This window comes from Ensifer sp. 1H6 (genome assembly GCF_001976035.1).
Lineage (GTDB): Bacteria > Pseudomonadota > Alphaproteobacteria > Rhizobiales > Rhizobiaceae > Ensifer > Ensifer canadensis.
In genome coordinates, this window is sequence record NZ_MOAI01000005.1 from 174,606 (window position 1) to 192,137 (window position 17,532).

Here is a 17,532-nt window from a genome sequence, read left to right on the forward strand (position 1 = left end):
TGGTCATAGGTCCATTCTCTTGGTCGGGCAACAGAGGTCGCGGCTTTGCGCAAAAAATCGTATATTTCAGATTGTATATTGGATCCAATCTTTCTATGACTGGTCCCACGTCGGCTGCGGCGGCCGTTTGGTCACCGAAAAGAGAGCCAGTCTCCCGAGTGTCGGCGTACAGATATCAAGGCATGGCATGTGGATGCGGTCCGCATGCATCGCGTGGAGGCGAAAGATGCGCAGCAGCAAGGTCATTCATATTGTTTCCTGCCACGCCGAGGGTGAAGTCGGCGATGTCATCGTCGGCGGCGTTGCGCCACCGCCGGGCAAGACGCTGTGGGAGCAGCGACGCTTCATCGCCGAGGATCAGACCTTGCGCAATTTTGTGCTCAACGAACCGCGTGGCGGTGTTTTCCGCCACATCAACCTGCTGGTGCCGCCAAAGGATCCACGCGCGACTATGGGCTTCATCATCATGGAGCCTGAAGACACGCCGCCGATGTCCGGGTCCAACTCGATCTGCGTTTCGACCGTCCTGCTCGACAGCGGCATCGTGCCGATGCAGGAGCCGGAGACGAGAATGGTGCTGGAGGCGCCCGGCGGGCTCGTCGATGTCGTTGCCACCTGCCGCAACGGCAAGGCCGAGCGCATCACCGTCACCAACGTCCCGTCCTTTGCCGGCAAACTCGATGCCAAGATCGAGGTGGAAGGGCTCGGCACACTCACCGTCGACACCGCCTATGGCGGCGACAGCTTCGTCATCACCGATGCTCGTACATTCGGCTTCTCCGTGACGCCGGATGAAGCGCGCGAGCTTGCCGAGACCGGCATCAAGATCACGCGCGCAGCCAATGAGCAGCTCGGCTTCGCGCATCCGGAAAACCCGGAATGGGCACATATCTCGTTCTGCCAGCTGACGCTGCCGGTGGAAGAGCGCGATGGCGTCCTGCACGGACGCAACACAGTGGTGATCCAGCCGGCAAAGCTCGACCGGTCGCCGACCGGCACCGGCTGCTCCGCGCGGATGGCGGTGCTTCACGCGCGCGGGCAGATCAAGGTTGGCCAGCGTTTTGTCGGCCACTCGATCATCGATTCGACGTTCGATTGCCGCATCGTCGGCGAAACGACGGTTGGCGGGCGCCCAGCGATCGTTCCGGAAATTTCCGGTCGCGCCTGGGTCACCGGCACACATCAGGTGATGCTCGATCCGGCCGACCCGTGGCCATCAGGCTATCGGCTCGCGGATACCTGGCCGCGCAAACAATAGGCCCCCGAGCGGGTTATTCCTCGGCAATGATGCGCGTGGTGCCGACCCAGAGTTCACGAGCCGGCCCTGCGCCGATGTTGCGGGCGCGGTGCGGTAGCGACGAGGGGAAGTGCAGGGTGTCGCCCGCTTTCAGGACATATTCCTTGCCGTCGATCTCGTAGAGCATTTCGCCTTCAATCAGATAGAGGAAATCCTCGCCCTCGTGGCTGGTCAGCTCGGAAGCGTAGCCGGCCGGCATGTGGGTGATGCAGCCGTTGAGTTGGGCGCCGGGAAAGCCGCGCTCGAGCAGTTCATAGACACGCTCCTTCGTCTCGACATTGTAACCGCGGCGTTCGCCGGCGTGAGACACAATGGAATGGGCGTGCTGCGGCGGCTGCGACAGGAACGTATCGACGCTGGTGCCGAGCGCATTGGCGACATTGTAGAGCGAGATCAGCGAGGGGGTTGAAATACCTCTTTCGATCTGGCTGATGAAGCCCTCCGTGAGGCCGGCTTCACGCGCGACCTGCTTCATCGTCTTGCCGATTTCCTTGCGGCGGGCGCGCAGCATCTGGCCGATCGTTGCGGCCACAGGCATGTCGGTGAGGGGGGCGCCGGCGTCTGCCGCTGGCGCCTCATCGGTATCGAGAGGCATGATTTTCTTTCCGCTTGACTCGCGTCTATTGTTGTACTTTAGTCCAGCTAAAGTCGGTTATGCAAGCTGATCAACTCGGCTTAGTACCGCTTTAAAAAGGGGAACAACAAGAATGCCTTCGCTGCAATCCGGACGCAAAGGAAAACGTTCGGAAAAATTGGATCCAATATCCAATTGGTGTGAGGCGTCGTGCCGGCGCTAGCCGGTCGATCAAACAGGAGGAGTGAGAGATGAAACGTTTGTTGCCGATCTTACTGGGTGCCGCCCTTGGGCTGGCCGCGGCCACGTCTGCGCTCGCCATCGAACGTGGCGGTGCGATGACCTTTGCGCGTTATGACGATTCCACGGTCATCGATCCTGTTTATGCCGATCGCAACCCGGACCTCTGGATGGTCACCGGCCTATACGAAACGCTGCTGCGCAACGGCCCGGACGGTTCGATCGTTCCAGGGTTGGCCGAGGGCTATGACGTTGCTGCCGACGGGCTTTCGATCAAGCTCAAGCTGCGCGACGGACTGAAATTCTCCGACGGGTCGGCCCTGACCGGCGCCGACGTGGTGTTTTCCCTTGACCGGGCCCGCAATCCCGAGCTTGGCCCTTGGGCGGGTCTGCTTGGCGCCGTCGACAAAGTCTCCGCCGATGGCAATCAGGTAACGCTGGCGCTCAAGAACCCGGACCCGACCATCGTCTCTATCCTCGCAACCTTCAACACCGGCATCATGCCGCAAGCGGCCTTCGAGAAGGCGGCCGGCGCCAACGATCAGGAAAAGGCGCGTGCCTTCTTCGAGGCCGGCCCGGTCACATCGGGCCCATTCACGATGAAGAGCCGCGTGCAGGGCTCAAGCATGACCTTCGCACGCAATCCCAACTACTGGCGGCCCGGCACGGATGGGCAGCCGCTGCCCTATCTCGATCAGGTCGATTTCGTCATCATCCCAGACGATGCCACCCGCATCCTTAAGCTTCAGGCCGGTGAAGTTGATGCCGCGGAGTTCATTCCTTTCGCTCGCGTTGGCGAACTCAGCGCTGATCCGGCTCTGAAGATGGAGCTCTTTCCCTCGACCCGCATCGTCTACGCACCGATCAATACGCGCGAGACACGCAAGGACGGCTCCAAGAACCCGCTTGCTGATGTAAAAGTGCGGCAGGCGCTGAACTACGCCACCGACAAGAACGTGCTGATCAAGCTCGTCACTTTCGATACCGGCAAACCGATGACGTCGTTGATGTCGGCCGCCACCCAGCTCCATTATGGGCCTGAGCCGCTCTACCCCTACAATCCAGACAAGGCCAAGCAACTGCTTGACGAAGCCGGTCTCGGCGGCGGCTTCGAGGTGAAGTTTACGACGCTTGCCGGCAGCGCCGACGACGCGACCTTGTTCACCGCGCTGCAGCAGATGTGGTCGCCGCTCGGCGTTAATCTCAAGGTCGAACAGGTCGACAATCCGACCCGCGGTGAGAAGAACCGCTCCGGCGACTTCGACATCCACACCTATGGCTGGGCAAACGACGTCAACGACCCGGCGCAGGTGACCGGCTGGCTCGGCTACTACAAGCAGCGCCAGGCCGTGGGCACGGGCTGGAACAATCAGGAGTTCAACACGCTGTTCGAAGCGTCCAACATCGAGGTCGATCCGGCCAAGCGCAAGGACGAGTACAAGCAGATGCAGGAAGTCTATGCAGAGGGCGCGCCGCTGCTCTTCCTGTTCGAGACCCCTTTTGCCGTTGCCGTCTCGAAGTCGATCGAGGGCTACGTGCAGACGCCGCTCGGTGCGAACGACTTCTCCGAGGCCTGGCGGGCCAAGTGACGACAGCCTGAATTCATGATGTTGGGCGGCGAGAGCTGCCCGACATCGCTTACAAGGTTCAATCCATGCCCTCGTTATCCTATCTTCTGGCGCGGTTGCTGCAGATCATCCCGACCTTTCTTCTGGTGATGATCTTCATCTTCCTGCTCGTCCGGCTGCTGCCGGGCGACCCGGCCATCGCCATGGCCGAAGCCAAGGCAACGGACGCGCAACTTGAGCAGATCCGCCACAATCTCGGCCTCGATCAGCCGCTGCCGATCCAGTTTCTCGTCTTCGTCAAGAACACGCTGACCGGCGATCTCGGGCGTTCGATCATGCTGAAGGCGCCCGTGACCGAGATCATCCTCGCGCGCCTGCCGACCACGGTCTTCCTGGCGCTCTATTCCGTTCTGCTGGCGATCTGTCTCGCAGGGCCGCTGGCGTTCCTTGCCGCGTCGCGGGTCAACGGTCCCGTCGATGTTGCAATCCGCAGCGTCTTCCAGGTCGGGCTGTCCATGCCGGTCTTCTACATCGGCCTCGTGCTGTTGACGGTCCTCGCAGCCCAGCTGCGCTGGTTTCCGGTCGGCGGCTACGGAACGGGCTTTCTCGACAATCTTCATCACCTGATCCTGCCGGCGCTCAGCGTCGCGCTTTACACCTCGGCCATCATTCTTCGCAATCTCAGGGCCTCGCTGATCGAGGTGCTCGATGCCGACTACGTGCAGTTCGCCCGCGCCAAGGGGCTTTCGCGGCGCATCGTCATGACCCGGCATGTGCTGCGCAACGCACTGGTCTCCACCGTGACGCTGCTCGGCCTTTCCATCGGCAACCTGATGAGCGGAACGCTGGTCACCGAGACCGTCTTTGCCGTTCCGGGCGTCGGCCGGCTGATGCTGGAGGCGATCTTCGCGCGTGACTATCCGCTGATCCAGGGGCTCACACTCACCTTCGCCGTGCTGGTTTCCGTCGTCTTCTTGCTGACGGACATCGTGCAATCCTGGCTCGATCCGAGGCTTCGTCAGTCATGAGTATCGTCGTGCAATCTCCCATCCGTAAGGCGGGTCGCGTGCGCGCCTTCCTCGGCCGGGCCTTCTTACGACCGTCCTTCGTCATCGGCTTTGCGATCCTCGCGCTGTCGATCGCGCTGGCGCTGTTCCCTGGGATGTTCGCGCCCTACGATCCGCTTGCCTTCGACCTGAGTGCAATCCAGCAGGGGCCGAGCCTCGCCCATCCCTTCGGCACCGACAATTTCGGGCGCGACGTGCTCTCGCGCGTCATCTGGGCCTATCGCGTCGACATGCAGATGGCCTTCTTCGCCACGATCTTCGCACTTCTGATCGGCATGACGGTCGGAGCTTTCGTCGGCTATTACGGTGGCATCGCCGACACCATCTTCGGCCGCTGCGTCGATGCGATCATCACCTTTCCCTTCCTCGTTCTGGTCATCGCCATCGTCGCGGTGCTCGGGCCTGGCCTCGTCAACATGTATGTGGCGATCACCGCGGTGAACTGGGTGTACTACGCCCGTCTCACGCGGGCCGAGATCATGGCGCAAAAGGCCAATGATTATGCCGCGGCCGGCCGCGTGCTCGGTTATTCCGACCGACGCATCATCTTCCGGCATCTGCTTCCCAACGCGATCTCGCCGATCATCGTCTACTGGATGACCGATATGGCGCTCGCCATCCTGCTCGGCTCTTCGCTCGGCTATCTCGGCCTGGGCGCACAGCCACCGGCGGCCGAATGGGGCGTGTTGATCGCCGAAGGCCGCAACTTCCTGCTGACAGCCTGGTGGATGAGCCTGATGCCGGGCATCGCCATCGTGCTCACCGGCCTCGGCTTCAGCCTCGTCGGCGACGCGCTGGCCGATCTGCTTCGACCGAAAGGGCGCTGACATGAACCAACTCGAGAAAGAAACGGTTCTGGACGTCCGGCATCTGCGCACGGAATTCGGCCTGCCAGAGCGCCCTCTTGTTGCCGTCGACGATGTTTCGTTTCAGGTGCGGGCGGGGGAGATCCTTGGGCTTGTCGGCGAATCCGGCTCGGGCAAGAGCATCACCTTGCGCTCGATCCTCGGCATCGTGCGGCCACGCGGCCGCGTCGGCGGCGAAATCCTCTGGAAGGGCCGGGATCTGGTGCCGCTCGACGAGGGCGCGCTCAGACGGGTGCGTGGACGCGAGATCGCGATGATCTTTCAGGAGCCGATGTCGTCACTGAACCCGTTGTTGACCGTCGGTTTGCAGATATCGGAAAACCTTGCCGCCCATACCGATCTGGATGGGAAAGCCAGAAAGGCGCGCGCGATCGAACTGCTCGACATGGTCGGCATTCCCGCGGCGCGCAACAGGCTCGGCGATTACCCGCACGAGTTTTCCGGCGGTATGCGGCAACGGGTGATGATCGCCATCGCCCTTGCGTCCAACCCGAAGCTGCTGCTGGCCGATGAGCCGACGACGGCGCTGGACGTGACCATCCAGGATCAGATCCTACGGCTCATTCAGGCGCTCAGCCGCGACCTCGGCATGGCCGTGATCCTCGTCACCCACGACATGGGCGTGGTGGCGGAGACCTGCGATCGTGTAGCGGTGATGTATGGCGGCCGTCTTTGCGAGACAGGACCGACGGCTGATGTCATCGGCGACGCCCGGCATCCCTATTCCCTGGGACTTCTGCGCTCTATCCCGCGCGATGTCGCACCACGCACGCCGCTCTATTCCATCCCCGGAGCACCGCCGTCACTCAACGCCTTGCCGGCCGGTTGCGCGTTTACGGCACGCTGTCCCGTGGCCGGGCCGGAATGCCGGGATGTTCGCCCGAGCCTCGAAGCGATCGGACGGCTGCGCCAGGTCGCCTGCCACCACCGCGAGGAAGCCCTCGTTCATTTCAGCGCACGGGAGGCGGCGCAATGAGCCAATCGATGCAAGAAGCGGCCACGCCGCTACTTTCCATCCGCGACCTTTTCATGCGGTTCGAGAAGCGTCGCTCGCTGTCGGATACGCTTGCCGGTCGGCCGCGGCAGGTCGTCTCAGCGCTCAACGGCGTCGATCTCGACGTGATGCCGGCCGAAACGCTGGGGATCGTCGGCGAGTCCGGTTGCGGCAAGTCGACGCTTGCGCGCTGTATCGCCGGTCTTCACCGGCCGACATCGGGCGATATCCGTTTCGAAGGCGAGAGTGTCATCGACCTCAAGGGCGCCAGGCGACGCGGCTACAACAAGCGCGTCCAGATGATGTTCCAGGATCCCTATACCTCGCTCAATCCGCGCATGACCGTGCGCGATACTCTGCGCGAGGCGATCACTGTCCATCGCATGCGCGAGGGCGCCGGCGTCGACCGCCGTGTCGACGAACTGCTCGACCTTGTGCGGCTGCCTGATGGCGCAGCCGACAAGTATCCGCACGAGTTTTCCGGCGGCCAGCGCCAACGCATCGGCATCGCGCGGGCACTCTCGCTGGAGCCGACCTGCCTTGTTGCCGATGAGCTCGTCTCCGCGCTCGACGTGTCCGTTCAGGCGCAGGTCGTCAATCTGCTGCTGGAACTGCAGGACAATCTGGGGCTGACGGTGCTCTTTGTTGCCCATGACCTCAGGCTGGTGCGCCATGTCTCCCATCGCGTGGCGGTGATCTATCTCGGCGCCATCGTCGAGATCGGGCCGTCGGAGGCGCTGTTTTCCAAGCCGATGCACCCGTACTCGCAAGCCCTGCTGGCCGCGGCCCCGTCGCTCGACCCGACGGAGCGGCGCAGGGCGCCAGCCCTGTCGGGTGAGTTGCCGAGCCCGCTCGACATTCCGCCCGGCTGCCCCTTCCACGTCCGCTGCCCGCACGCAACCGAGCTTTGCCGCCGGGAAAAGCCGGCACTGCGGCCGGTCGGCAACGGCATGACCGCCTGTCACTTCGCCGAAACGATCGGCGGCGCGTGAAGACAAATATTCAATAGGGAAAGACCACATGACATCGAAAGACAGGCTGGAGGCTTCCGGCCGGATCGAGGCCCTGCGCCGCAAACTCGACGAGCAGGGGCTGGACGGCTACGTCGTCCCGCGGTTCGACGAACATCAGGGCGAGTATTGTGCGCCCCATGACAACAGGCTCGCTTTTGTCACCGGCTTCACCGGTTCTGCCGGCGTTGCGATCGTCATGCGCGACCGCGCGGCAATCTTCGTCGACGGTCGCTATCAGGTGCAGGTTCGCCAAGAGATTGATGCCGACAGCTTCGCCATCGAGCATTTCTACGACGCACCGCTCAAGGACTGGCTGCGGAAGAACCTGCGCAAGGGCGAACGCGTCGGCTTCAATTCGATGCTGCTGCCGTCGACCTGGGACATGGATTGCGGCCAATCGGTTGTCGCCGCTGGCGCCGAGTGGGTCGCCGTAACCGATGATCTCGTCGATGCGATCTGGTCGGACCAGCCCGAACGCCCGCTTGGCAACGTGATGGCCCTGTCGCGCGACTATGCCGGCGAAAGCGTCGCCGACAAGAAGCGCCGCATTGGCCAGATGCTGGCGGAGCAAGGCGCCGACGTGCTGATCGAGGCGCAGCCCGACAACATCGCCTGGTTCCTGAATGTTCGCGGCCGTGACATAGCGTTCAACCCAATGCCGCAATCCTTCATGATCGCCGACAGGGACGGCCGGGTCGAATGGCTCGTCGACCACCGCAAGCTGCCCAATGACCTCTCGGACTTCGAACTCGACGGCGTGACGATGTCGAGCCGGAGGTGTTGCTCGACCGCGTCCGGACCGCTGCCGCCGGGCGGGTGGCGCTCGTCGATGCCGGCTTTGCCCCATCGGCGGTCGCCCATGCGACGCGCGAGGCTGGCGGCAGCGTGCGCCTTTTGCGCAGCCCGATCACGCTTGCCAAGATGCTGAAGAATCCCGTTGAACTCCAGGGCTTTCGCGATTGCCATCGCCATGATGGTGCTGCGTGGATCAGGTTCTTCGCATGGCTGGAGGCCAATGCGGCCAAGCGCGAGAAGGACGGGCGCCCGGTAACCGAACTGGAGGCGGAGGATCGTATTCTCGCCCTTCGGCAGATGGAGGAGACCTTCGTCGAGCCGAGCTTCCGCTCGATCTCGGCGGCCGCCGGCCATGCCGCCATGTGCCACTATGCGGCCAGCGCCAAGAGCGATGCGCCGATCACCTCGCAAGGCATCTATCTGCTCGATTCAGGTGGGCAGTATTTTACCGGCACGACGGACGCGACGCGCACGACCGCGATCGGAGCTGTCAGCGATGAAGTGCGCCGCACCTATACGGCGGTCCTCAAGGGGCTGATCTCCATGGTCTCGCTCAAATTCCCGAAGGGGACCTACGGCCATCACCTCGACGCCTTCGCGCGCCGGCCGCTTTGGGACCTCGGGCTCGACTATGATCATGGCACCGGTCACGGTGTCGGCCACTTCCTGTCGGTGCACGAGCAGCCGCAGCGTTTCGACCGGCGCGTCAACGAGATCGAATTGCGGCCGGGCATGGTGACGACCATCGAGCCTGGCTATTACAAGGCTGGGGAATACGGCATCCGCATCGAGAACCAGGTGGAAGTGATCGACGACGGCGATGGTTTCATGAGCTTCCGCAGCCTGACGTTGGTGCCGATCGATCTGCGGCTCGCGGATATCAGCCTGCTGAGCGAAACTGAGCGGCAGTGGATCGACACCTACCATTGGCGTGTAGCCAAGACCATGGAAGGGGTGTTCGATCCGGAGACCGCAGCGTGGCTGGCAGCGCGTACCGCGCCGATCGCCAGCTAGCCGAGCGAAAAGCGGCGGCGGGTTTCTTTGATCTACCGCCGTCGGCATTCTCAAAGCGACAATTTTCGACGACGGAGGCTTGCATTGCGGTCTCCGTCGTCTGCTTTTGCCGGGTCGTGTGAAGTTACTTGCCGAATAACGACACTTTGTGATAATTGTCACAAATTGTGTTCGGCCATCTCTGCTGTGATGTTTTGGCTCGAACGACCGGACAGACGGAACGATTATGGCCAGCCGCAAGACAGCCCGCATCATTCAACTCGCCGACGCGCTCTCCGGCCGTCGCGTTCTTCATCTGCGCGATGCCGCTGCCTTGCTCGGGGTTTCCGAGATGACCATCCGGCGGGATGTCGCCGATAATCCCGGGCAATTCACCTTCCTCGGCGGCCACATCGTGCCTGCGGGCGAGATCGATGGCGATATGCCCTATGAGCTGGCGCGCGAGGCCGACAGTCATGCAGCGGCAAAACGCGAGGCCTGTGTCCATGCGGCGCAGCACATTCGTCCGGACGAAACCATCTTTATCGATTGCGGTACGACGCTCGAGTATCTGGTCGATCTCATTCCGGACAATTATTCAATTACTGCAGTCTGTTACTCGTTAAATGTTGCTGACAGGCTGACGCGAAAACCCAATGTCCGCATCGTCATGCTCGGCGGGGTCTATCATCCGGCCTCGGCGTCGTTCTCGGGGAATTCTGGGCTGGAAACGCTCGATTTGCTTGGGATCAATGTCGCCTTTCTCTCGGCCGCAGGCGTGGACCCGGGACGTGGTGCAACCTGCGTGCATTTTCATGAGGTGGCGGTGAAGCAGAAGGTGATCTCGCTCGCGCGCGAAAGCCACCTCGTTGTCGACCTGAGCAAGATCGGCAAGCTGAAGCCCGCATTCTTTGCACCGATGAACGTCTTTCGTTCGGTGATCACCGAGGACGGCGACACGCGCATTCCGGTGATCTGAGACCTCGCCAAAAAATGGCAGCATTTCACCGAAACGCGATAGGTCGCTTGACACGTCGCGTTTCTGGTGGAATGCTAACAAAAATACGATAGAAAAATAACAAAATGAGAATCGCCGCCGACACGGGTAACAGCCGTGCTATCGTGCCGCGATGTCAGGGAGTTCGAGGAGCAATCGCTTGGAAGACCTTGCTGTGAAGAATGTGGCCGCGAAAGCCGTGGCACCTGTGGCCGCTGGCCATAACTGGCCGCGCAACGATGGCATGGAGCTTGATCTCGGCTGGGTTGTCGACCAGCGTGTCAACCTTTCGGCTGCCGAACGACGCGTCTCGACGCTGCCTGGTCGCCGGACGGTGAAGAAGGACGCGCAGGCCGCCTGGCTGCTGAAGGCCGTGACCTGCATCGACCTGACGACGCTCAACGGCGACGACACGACCGAACGCGTCAAGCGGCTCTGTGCCAAGGCGCGCCAGCCGGTTCGCCAGGACATTCTCGATGCGCTTGGCATGGGCAGTCGCGGTATCACCACCGGCGCCGTCTGCGTCTATCATCGTTTCGTTTCGACCGCCGTCGACGCGCTTGAAGGTTCGGGCATTCCGGTTGCCGCCGTCTCCACCGGTTTTCCTGCCGGCCTCATTCCGCATGACGTCAAGCTGCGCGAGATCGAGGCTTCGGTTGCCGATGGCGCCAAGGAAATCGACATCGTCATTACCCGCGAGCATGTGCTGACCGGCAATTGGCAGGCTCTCTATGACGAGATGCGCGACTTCCGCGCCGCCTGCGGCGATGCGCATGTCAAGGCGATCCTGGCGACCGGCGACCTGAAGACGCTGCGCAATGTGGCCCGCGCTTCGCTCGTCTGCATGATGGCGGGCGCCGATTTCATCAAGACCTCCACCGGCAAGGAAGGCGTCAACGCCACCCTTCTGGTGACGCTGGTGATGCTGCGCATGATCCGCGCCTATCAGGAACGCACCGGCATCAAGGTGGGCTACAAGCCGGCCGGCGGCATCTCGGCCGCCAAGGATATCCTCAACTACCAGTTCCTGATGAAGGACGAACTCGGTCGTGAGTGGCTGGAGCCGGACCTTTTCCGCGTCGGCGCATCGAGCCTCCTCGGCGATATCGAACGCCAGCTGGAGCATCACGTGACCGGCGCCTACTCGGCCCTCAACCGACACCCGATTGGATGATCCCGATGACAGTCGCAAGGTATTTTGACGAAATGTCCTATGGTCCCGCACCGGAAGCCGACACCGAAGCTCGCCAGTGGCTGGCGCGCCACAAAGGCGAGTTCGGCCACTTCATCAACGGTGCTTTTGTCGCGTCTTCCTCCGGCAAGGCCTTCGAAACCTTTGAACCCGCAACCGGCGCTCTTCTGGCAAAGGTCGCCCTGGGTAGCGCCAAGGACGTGGACGACGCGGTCGCGGCGGCACGAAAGGCGCAAGGGTCCTGGGCCAAGCTGCCGGGCCATGCACGTGCCCGCCACCTCTATGCCCTTGCCCGCATGATCCAGCGCCATGCGCGGTTGATCGCGGTGGTCGAGGCGATCGACAACGGCAAGCCGATCCGTGAAACGCGCGACATCGACATTCCGCTGGCCGCCCGCCACTTCTACCACCACGCCGGCTGGGCGCAGCTGCAGGAAACCGAGTTTGCCGATCAGGTGCCGGTTGGCGTCGTCGGTCAGGTCATCCCGTGGAATTTTCCGTTCCTGATGCTCGCCTGGAAGGTCGCGCCGGCCCTGGCGCTGGGCAACACGGTCATCCTCAAGCCGGCCGAGTTCACGCCGCTGACGGCCTTGCTTTTCGCGGAACTTGCCGCTGCAGCCGGACTGCCTGCCGGCGTGCTGAACGTCGTGACCGGCGAAGGCGAAACAGGCGCGCTGATCGTCGAGCATGCGGATATCGACAAGATCGCCTTCACCGGCTCGACGGAAGTCGGCCGCCTGATCCGCGAAAAGACGGCTGGTACCGGCAAATCGCTGACGCTTGAGCTCGGCGGCAAGTCGCCTTTCATTGTTTTTGACGACGCTGATATCGATGGCGCCGTTGAAGGTGTGGTAGACGCGATCTGGTTCAACCAGGGCCAGGTCTGCTGTGCCGGTTCCCGACTTCTGGTGCAGGAAGGCGTCGCTCCGCTCTTTTACGAGCGCCTGACGCGGCGCATGCAGACCCTGCGCGTCGGCCATCCGCTCGACAAGGCGATCGATATGGCGGCGATTGTTGCGCCGGTGCAGTTGCAGCGCATCGAGAGCCTGGTCGCCAAGGGCGTCGCCGAAGGCGCGAAGCTTCACCAGCCGAAGATCGAGCTGCCGAAGGGCGGCAGCTTCTATCCGCCGACCTTGCTCACCAACGTGCAGCCGACTTCGATCGTCGCGACCGAGGAAATCTTCGGACCCGTCGCCGTGTCGATGACCTTCCGCACGCCGGAGGAGGCAATCCAGCTCGCCAACCATTCGCGCTACGGCCTGGCCGCAAGCGTTTGGAGCGAAACGATCGGCCTGGCGCTGAACGTCGCAGCCAAGCTTGCGGCGGCGTCGTCTGGGTCAATGCCACCAATCTCTTTGACGCTGCGGCCGGTTTTGGCGGCAAGCGTGAATCCGGCTTCGGCCGCGAGGGCGGCCGCGAAGGCTGCTACGAATATCTGAAGCCCAAGGCCTGGGTCGGTCGCAAGCTGCGTGCAGCACCGGCAGAACCGGTGTTGAAGCAGGCGTCCGGCGATTTCTCGCTGCCGTCGCTCGATCGCACGGCCAAGCTTTTCATCGGCGGCAAGCAGGCGCGCCCGGATGGCAACTATTCGCGCCCTGTCCTTTCGCCGAAGGGCAAAGTGCTCGGCGAGGTCGGTGAGGGCAACCGCAAGGATATCCGCAACGCCGTCGTTGCGGCGCATGCGGCCTCCGGCTGGGCGTCGGCGACGTCGCATAATCGTGCACAGATCCTCTATTACGTCGCCGAAAACCTGAGCGGCCGGGCGGATGAATTTGCAGACCGTATCGTCGCGATGACCGGCGCCTCGGCAGCCAACGCGAAGGCAGAGGTCGAGGCTTCGATCTCTCGGCTCTTCAGCTACGGCGCCTGGGCCGACAAATACGAGGGCGTGGTCCATCAGCCGCCGCTGCGCGGCGTCGCGCTTGCCATGCCCGAAGCGATCGGTGTCGTCGGTGTCGTCTGCCCGACGGAAGCGCCGCTGCTCGGCTTCATCAGTCTGGTGGCACCGTTGATCGCTACCGGCAACCGCGTCGTTGCGGTTCCAAGCGAACAGCACCCGTTGGCAGCGACGGACTTCTACTCGATCCTCGAGACGTCCGATGTTCCGGCGGGGGTCATCAACATCGTCACGGGCTCGGCGATGGAGCTGGCAAAAACGCTGGCAAGCCACAACGACGTCGACGCGCTCTGGGCCTTCGGCACGCAGGAGCTTTCGACAATGGTCGAAAAGCTCTCGGCAGGGAACCTGAAGCGGACCTTTGTCGACAATGGCAAGGCGACCGACTGGTTCGATCGCTCGGCTGCAGAAGGACAAGCCTATCTGCGCCGCGCCACCGACGTCAAAAACATCTGGATCCCTTACGGCGAGTAAGGGATCCCCATCTCGGGGCGGGGGGAGCCGGCTCGAGAATGCAGCGACTGCAACGTTGCATGGTTAGATTTGGGAGAGCGTGGCGCCGACATGGCGGCACGCAGTTTCACGCCACTCGGGAGCATGCGAGCGGGCGTCTGGAGGAGGGTTGTCTATGCTGAAAAATCTGGACCCGGCGCTCAATGCCGATGTTCTGCACGCGCTTCGTTCCATGGGGCACGGTGATACACTGGTCATCTCCGACACCAATTTCCCATCCGATGCGATCGCCAGGCAGACCACGCTCGGCAAGCTTTTGCGGATCGACAACGTATCTGCTGCACGCGCCGTGAAGGCGGTCCTGTCGGTATTGCCGCTCGACACGCCGTTGCAGCCTTCGGCCGGGCGCATGGAGATCATGGGGGCGCCGACGGAAATTCCCGGCGTGCAACAGGAGGTCCAGGCCGAAATCGACCGCGCCGAGGGCAAGCCTGCGCCGATGTACGGCATCGAACGCTTTGCGTTTTATGAGGAAGCCAAGAAGGCCTATTGCGTCATAACCACCGGCGAGACGCGCTTCTATGGCTGCTTCCTTTTCACCAAGGGCGTCATTCCACCGGAAACGGCCTAGCTGACCATACGTTAGCCTAAGCATCAGCCGCCTGAGCTGATCGTCGTAAGATCTTGAAGTTGTGAAATTTAGCTGGATCTCCGCTTCGTCCTTCGTCGCGGCCTGACCAGGGGAGGCAGGAATGAAGGTTGGTGTTTCGATCCTGGGGATCTTCGTGGCCGATACGGCCTATCTGGCGCGGCGCATGCCCGTTGTCGGCGAAACGATTACCGGCAGCGGCTTTTCGGTCGGGCCGGGTGGCAAGGGGTCGAACCAGGCCGTCGCCGCAGCGCGGGCGGGCAGTCAGGTTTCCTTCATCTCGAAAATCGGGCGCGATACCTTCGGCGAGATGGCGCTTCGTACCTATGCCGAGGCAGGCGTGACACCCAAGATCGTCCAGATGGACGACCTTCCGACCGGTGCGGCCTTCATCTACGTCAACGACCAGAATGGCGAGAACGCGATCATCGTCTATCCCGGTGCGGCCGGGTCGATCGGTATCGACGATGTCGAGGCGGCGCGAGAAACGATCGAAGGATCGCGCATCTTCGTCACGCAGCTGGAGCAGCCTGCGGCTGCCGCCCAGCGAGCGCTCGAAATCGCACATGCGGCAGGTGTCGTCACCGTCTTCAATCCGGCGCCGGCGGAACCCTTCCCGGATGCGATCTACCCGCTTTGCGATTACATCGTGCCGAACGAGACCGAAGCGGCAGCGCTGGTCGGATTTGCTCTTGCCACGGCCGACGATGCGCGGCGGGCAGGTGACGCCCTTCTGAAGAAGGGCGCAAAGTCCGCGTTGATCACTCTCGGCGAACGGGGCGTCCTTCTCCACAGTGAGAGCCAGTCCGTTTTCGTCCCGGCGATGGCAAGCGGCGCGGTTATCGACACGACCGGTGCGGGCGATGCCTTCGTCGGCGGGTTCTCGGCGGCACTGGCGCGGGGATTGGCCCCGGTTGAGGCAGCACGCTTCGGCTGCGCGACGGCCGGAATCTCGGTTACCCGCCGCGGCACAGCACCTGCCATGCCGACCCTTGCGGAGATAGAGGCTCTACTTGGGCGAGGGGCGGCCGCATGACCACGCGCAACGACCCGATCAAGCACTTTTTCATCTGGCCGGCTCTCATCATCGTCCTGGTGATTTCCATCTTTCCGTTGATCTATTCGCTGACCACCAGTTTCATGAGCATGCGTCTGGTGCCGCCGATGCCGGCGCGTTTCGTCGGTTTTGGCAACTATGCGGATCTCTTACAGAACCCACGCTTCTGGCATGTTGCGGGCACGACCACGCTGATCGCGTTCATCTCCGTCGGCCTGCAATATGTGATCGGCCTTTCCGTCGCGCTTGCGCTTAATTCCCGTGTGGCGGGCGAGGGCATCTTTCGCGTCAGCTTTCTATTGCCGATGCTGGTGGCCCCGGTTGCTGTGGCGCTGATCGCCCGTCAGGTTCTCAATCCGACGATGGGTCCGCTCAACGAGTTGATGAGTGCTCTCGGTTTTCCCAATTTGCCGTTCCTGACGCAGACGAGTTGGGCGCTCGGGTCGATTATCGCCGTCGAGGTCTGGCAATGGACGCCTTTTGTCATCCTGATGCTGCTGGCCGGGCTGCAGACGCTGCCCGATGACGTCTACGAGGCCGCGGCGCTGGAGAACGCGACACCCTGGCAACAGTTCCGCGACATCACCTTTCCGATGCTGCTGCCGATCTCTGTTGCTGTCGTCTTCATCCGGCTGATCGAAAGCTACAAGATTATCGACACGGTCTTCGTGATGACGGGCGGCGGGCCTGGAATCTCGACCGAAACGCTGACGCTCTTTGCCTATCAGGAGGGCTTCAAGAAATTCAATCTCGGCTACACCTCGGCGCTGTCGTTTCTGTTCCTGATCGTCATCACGGTGATCGGCCTCGTCTATCTCGCCATCCTCAAGCCGTATCTGGAGAAGCACAAATGAGCGTGCGCACCCTCAAGGGGAAACGGCGTTGGGCCGCGCTCGGCGGTTGCCTCATCTGGCTCGCCATTACTTTCTTCCCGCTCTATTGGGTCCTGATCACGTCGTTCAAGACGCCGATCGCCGTCGTCGGCGGGCCGACCTATCTGCCCTTCGTCGATTTCGAGCCGAGCCTCACGGCCTGGCGCGAACTTCTGTCCGGCCAGCGCGGCCAGTTCTACAACACCTTCCTGGCCTCGACGATCATCGGCCTTTCAGCGTCTATCCTCGCGACAGGCATCGGCGCGATGGCAGCTTATGCGCTGGTGCGCTTTACCTTCCGCTTCCGGCTGGCCTCCGCCCTAATCTTCGTCGTCATCGCCTTCGGCGGCTTCCTGCTCGGTCGCAATGTGCTCGGCTTCGGGCAGGGGATCTCGCTGATCTACGCCTTCATCGCCGCCTTGGCGCTGGCGGTGTTCTCAAGTCGCTTCCGGTTGCCGGGGCCTGAACTCGGCAACAACGACATCGTCTTCTGGTTCGTCAGCCAGCGCATGTTCCCGCCAATCGTTGCCGCCTTCGCGCTCTATCTGATGTACACCGAAATGGGCAAGCTCGGCTTCAAGCTGGTCGATAGCTATATCGGCCTGACCTTCGCCTATGTCGCCTTCTCGCTGCCGATCGTCATCTGGCTGATGCGCGATTTCTTCGAAGCGCTGCCAGTCGAAGTCGAAGAGGCGGCCATGGTCGACAACGTTCCGTCCTGGCGGATTTTCTTCGGCATCGTTCTGCCGATGTCGAAGCCGGGGTTGATCGCGACATTCATGATCACGCTAGCCTTCGTCTGGAACGAGTTCCTGTTCGCGCTGTTCCTGACCAATTCGAGATGGCAGACGCTGCCGATCCTCGTGGCTGGTCAGAACAGCCAGCGCGGCGACGAGTGGTGGGCAATCTCCGCCGCCGCGCTGGTGGCGATCATTCCGATGATGGTCATGGCCGGGCTGTTGAGCCGGCTCATGCGCTCCGGTCTGCTGCTGGGGGCGATCAAATAAC

Annotated in this window: 15 protein-coding genes and 1 pseudogene; 15 read left to right on the top strand and 1 reads right to left on the bottom strand. The window is 62.4% G+C overall.

Going from position 1 to position 17,532, the window contains the following annotated elements; all coding sequences use genetic code 11:
* Window positions 1-226: 226 nt before the first annotated feature.
* Window positions 227-1,258 carry a proline racemase family protein gene (locus BKP54_RS08115; protein WP_057218117.1) on the top strand — a complete coding sequence of 344 codons (1,032 nt, stop codon included), beginning with the start codon at window positions 227-229 and terminating at the stop codon, window positions 1,256-1,258.
* Window positions 1,259-1,271: 13 nt separating this feature from the next.
* Here the strand turns inward: BKP54_RS08115 and BKP54_RS08120 are convergent, their stop codons facing one another.
* Complete coding sequence (locus BKP54_RS08120; RefSeq protein WP_082555520.1) at window positions 1,272-1,892, bottom strand: cupin domain-containing protein; 621 nt, start codon at window positions 1,890-1,892, stop codon at window positions 1,272-1,274.
* A gap of 230 nt (window positions 1,893-2,122) precedes the next feature.
* Here BKP54_RS08120 and BKP54_RS08125 point away from each other — a divergent pair, with 230 nt between their 5' ends.
* From BKP54_RS08125 to BKP54_RS08185, 14 genes and pseudogenes are all read left to right on the top strand, one after another.
* Entirely contained in the window at window positions 2,123-3,700 is a 1,578-nt protein-coding gene (locus BKP54_RS08125; protein ID WP_025428614.1) for an ABC transporter substrate-binding protein, read from the top strand.
* A 65-nt stretch (window positions 3,701-3,765) separates the two neighbouring features.
* Window positions 3,766-4,707 carry an ABC transporter permease gene (locus tag BKP54_RS08130; RefSeq protein WP_025428615.1) on the top strand — a complete coding sequence of 314 codons (942 nt, stop codon included), beginning with the start codon at window positions 3,766-3,768 and terminating at the stop codon, window positions 4,705-4,707.
* On the top strand, window positions 4,704-5,573 hold the full coding sequence (locus BKP54_RS08135) for an ABC transporter permease (RefSeq protein ID WP_025428616.1): 870 nt from the start codon (window positions 4,704-4,706) through the stop codon (window positions 5,571-5,573). Before BKP54_RS08130 ends, BKP54_RS08135 begins: the two co-directional genes overlap by 4 nt.
* 1 nt (window position 5,574) lies before the next feature.
* The gene (locus tag BKP54_RS08140; RefSeq protein ID WP_025428617.1) at window positions 5,575-6,588 is read left to right on the top strand and encodes an ABC transporter ATP-binding protein; all 1,014 of its coding nucleotides are present in this window, start codon (window positions 5,575-5,577) and stop codon (window positions 6,586-6,588) included.
* Window positions 6,585-7,598 carry an oligopeptide/dipeptide ABC transporter ATP-binding protein gene (locus BKP54_RS08145; protein WP_082523801.1) on the top strand — a complete coding sequence of 338 codons (1,014 nt, stop codon included), beginning with the start codon at window positions 6,585-6,587 and terminating at the stop codon, window positions 7,596-7,598. Before BKP54_RS08140 ends, BKP54_RS08145 begins: the two co-directional genes overlap by 4 nt.
* 28 nt (window positions 7,599-7,626) lie before the next feature.
* Window positions 7,627-8,547, top strand: coding sequence for an aminopeptidase P family N-terminal domain-containing protein (locus tag BKP54_RS36405; RefSeq protein ID WP_245317808.1), 921 nt, complete (start codon window positions 7,627-7,629; stop codon window positions 8,545-8,547).
* Entirely contained in the window at window positions 8,541-9,428 is an 888-nt protein-coding gene (locus BKP54_RS36020; protein WP_245317810.1) for a M24B family metallopeptidase, read from the top strand. The genes BKP54_RS36405 and BKP54_RS36020 overlap by 7 nt, the downstream gene beginning before the upstream one ends.
* A 226-nt stretch (window positions 9,429-9,654) precedes the next feature.
* Window positions 9,655-10,386, top strand: a complete 732-nt coding sequence (locus BKP54_RS08155; RefSeq protein ID WP_038577837.1) for a DeoR family transcriptional regulator — start codon at window positions 9,655-9,657, stop codon at window positions 10,384-10,386.
* Between the two features lie 178 nt (window positions 10,387-10,564).
* Complete coding sequence (gene deoC / locus BKP54_RS08160; RefSeq protein WP_025428620.1) at window positions 10,565-11,578, top strand: deoxyribose-phosphate aldolase; 1,014 nt, start codon at window positions 10,565-10,567, stop codon at window positions 11,576-11,578.
* Between the two features lie 5 nt (window positions 11,579-11,583).
* Window positions 11,584-13,967, top strand: a pseudogene (locus tag BKP54_RS08165) (aldehyde dehydrogenase family protein).
* 154 nt (window positions 13,968-14,121) lie between these two features.
* Window positions 14,122-14,577 carry an RbsD/FucU family protein gene (locus tag BKP54_RS08170; RefSeq protein ID WP_025428622.1) on the top strand — a complete coding sequence of 152 codons (456 nt, stop codon included), beginning with the start codon at window positions 14,122-14,124 and terminating at the stop codon, window positions 14,575-14,577.
* Window positions 14,578-14,698: 121 nt separating this feature from the next.
* On the top strand, window positions 14,699-15,631 hold the full coding sequence (gene rbsK / locus BKP54_RS08175) for a ribokinase (RefSeq protein ID WP_025428623.1): 933 nt from the start codon (window positions 14,699-14,701) through the stop codon (window positions 15,629-15,631).
* Complete coding sequence (locus BKP54_RS08180) at window positions 15,628-16,506, top strand: sugar ABC transporter permease (protein WP_025428624.1); 879 nt, start codon at window positions 15,628-15,630, stop codon at window positions 16,504-16,506. Before rbsK ends, BKP54_RS08180 begins: the two co-directional genes overlap by 4 nt.
* A complete protein-coding gene (locus tag BKP54_RS08185) occupies window positions 16,503-17,531 on the top strand; it encodes a carbohydrate ABC transporter permease (RefSeq protein ID WP_025428625.1) in 1,029 nt (342 codons plus the stop codon). The genes BKP54_RS08180 and BKP54_RS08185 overlap by 4 nt, the downstream gene beginning before the upstream one ends.
* Window position 17,532 lies beyond the last annotated feature (1 nt).

Bases quoted from the DNA above. Each gene is read 5' to 3' on its own strand.
- BKP54_RS08115 (WP_057218117.1), top strand. From the start codon at position 227: ATGCGCAGCAGCAAGGTCATTCATATTGTTTCCTGCCACGCCGAGGGT.
- BKP54_RS08120 (WP_082555520.1), bottom strand. From the start codon at position 1,892: ATGCCTCTCGATACCGATGAGGCGCCAGCGGCAGACGCCGGCGCCCCC.
- BKP54_RS08125 (WP_025428614.1), top strand. From the start codon at position 2,123: ATGAAACGTTTGTTGCCGATCTTACTGGGTGCCGCCCTTGGGCTGGCC.
- BKP54_RS08130 (WP_025428615.1), top strand. From the start codon at position 3,766: ATGCCCTCGTTATCCTATCTTCTGGCGCGGTTGCTGCAGATCATCCCG.
- BKP54_RS08135 (WP_025428616.1), top strand. From the start codon at position 4,704: ATGAGTATCGTCGTGCAATCTCCCATCCGTAAGGCGGGTCGCGTGCGC.
- BKP54_RS08140 (WP_025428617.1), top strand. From the start codon at position 5,575: ATGAACCAACTCGAGAAAGAAACGGTTCTGGACGTCCGGCATCTGCGC.
- BKP54_RS08145 (WP_082523801.1), top strand. From the start codon at position 6,585: ATGAGCCAATCGATGCAAGAAGCGGCCACGCCGCTACTTTCCATCCGC.
- BKP54_RS36405 (WP_245317808.1), top strand. From the start codon at position 7,627: ATGACATCGAAAGACAGGCTGGAGGCTTCCGGCCGGATCGAGGCCCTG.
- BKP54_RS36020 (WP_245317810.1), top strand. From the start codon at position 8,541: ATGCTGAAGAATCCCGTTGAACTCCAGGGCTTTCGCGATTGCCATCGC.
- BKP54_RS08155 (WP_038577837.1), top strand. From the start codon at position 9,655: ATGGCCAGCCGCAAGACAGCCCGCATCATTCAACTCGCCGACGCGCTC.
- BKP54_RS08170 (WP_025428622.1), top strand. From the start codon at position 14,122: ATGCTGAAAAATCTGGACCCGGCGCTCAATGCCGATGTTCTGCACGCG.
- rbsK (WP_025428623.1), top strand. From the start codon at position 14,699: ATGAAGGTTGGTGTTTCGATCCTGGGGATCTTCGTGGCCGATACGGCC.
- BKP54_RS08180 (WP_025428624.1), top strand. From the start codon at position 15,628: ATGACCACGCGCAACGACCCGATCAAGCACTTTTTCATCTGGCCGGCT.
- BKP54_RS08185 (WP_025428625.1), top strand. From the start codon at position 16,503: ATGAGCGTGCGCACCCTCAAGGGGAAACGGCGTTGGGCCGCGCTCGGC.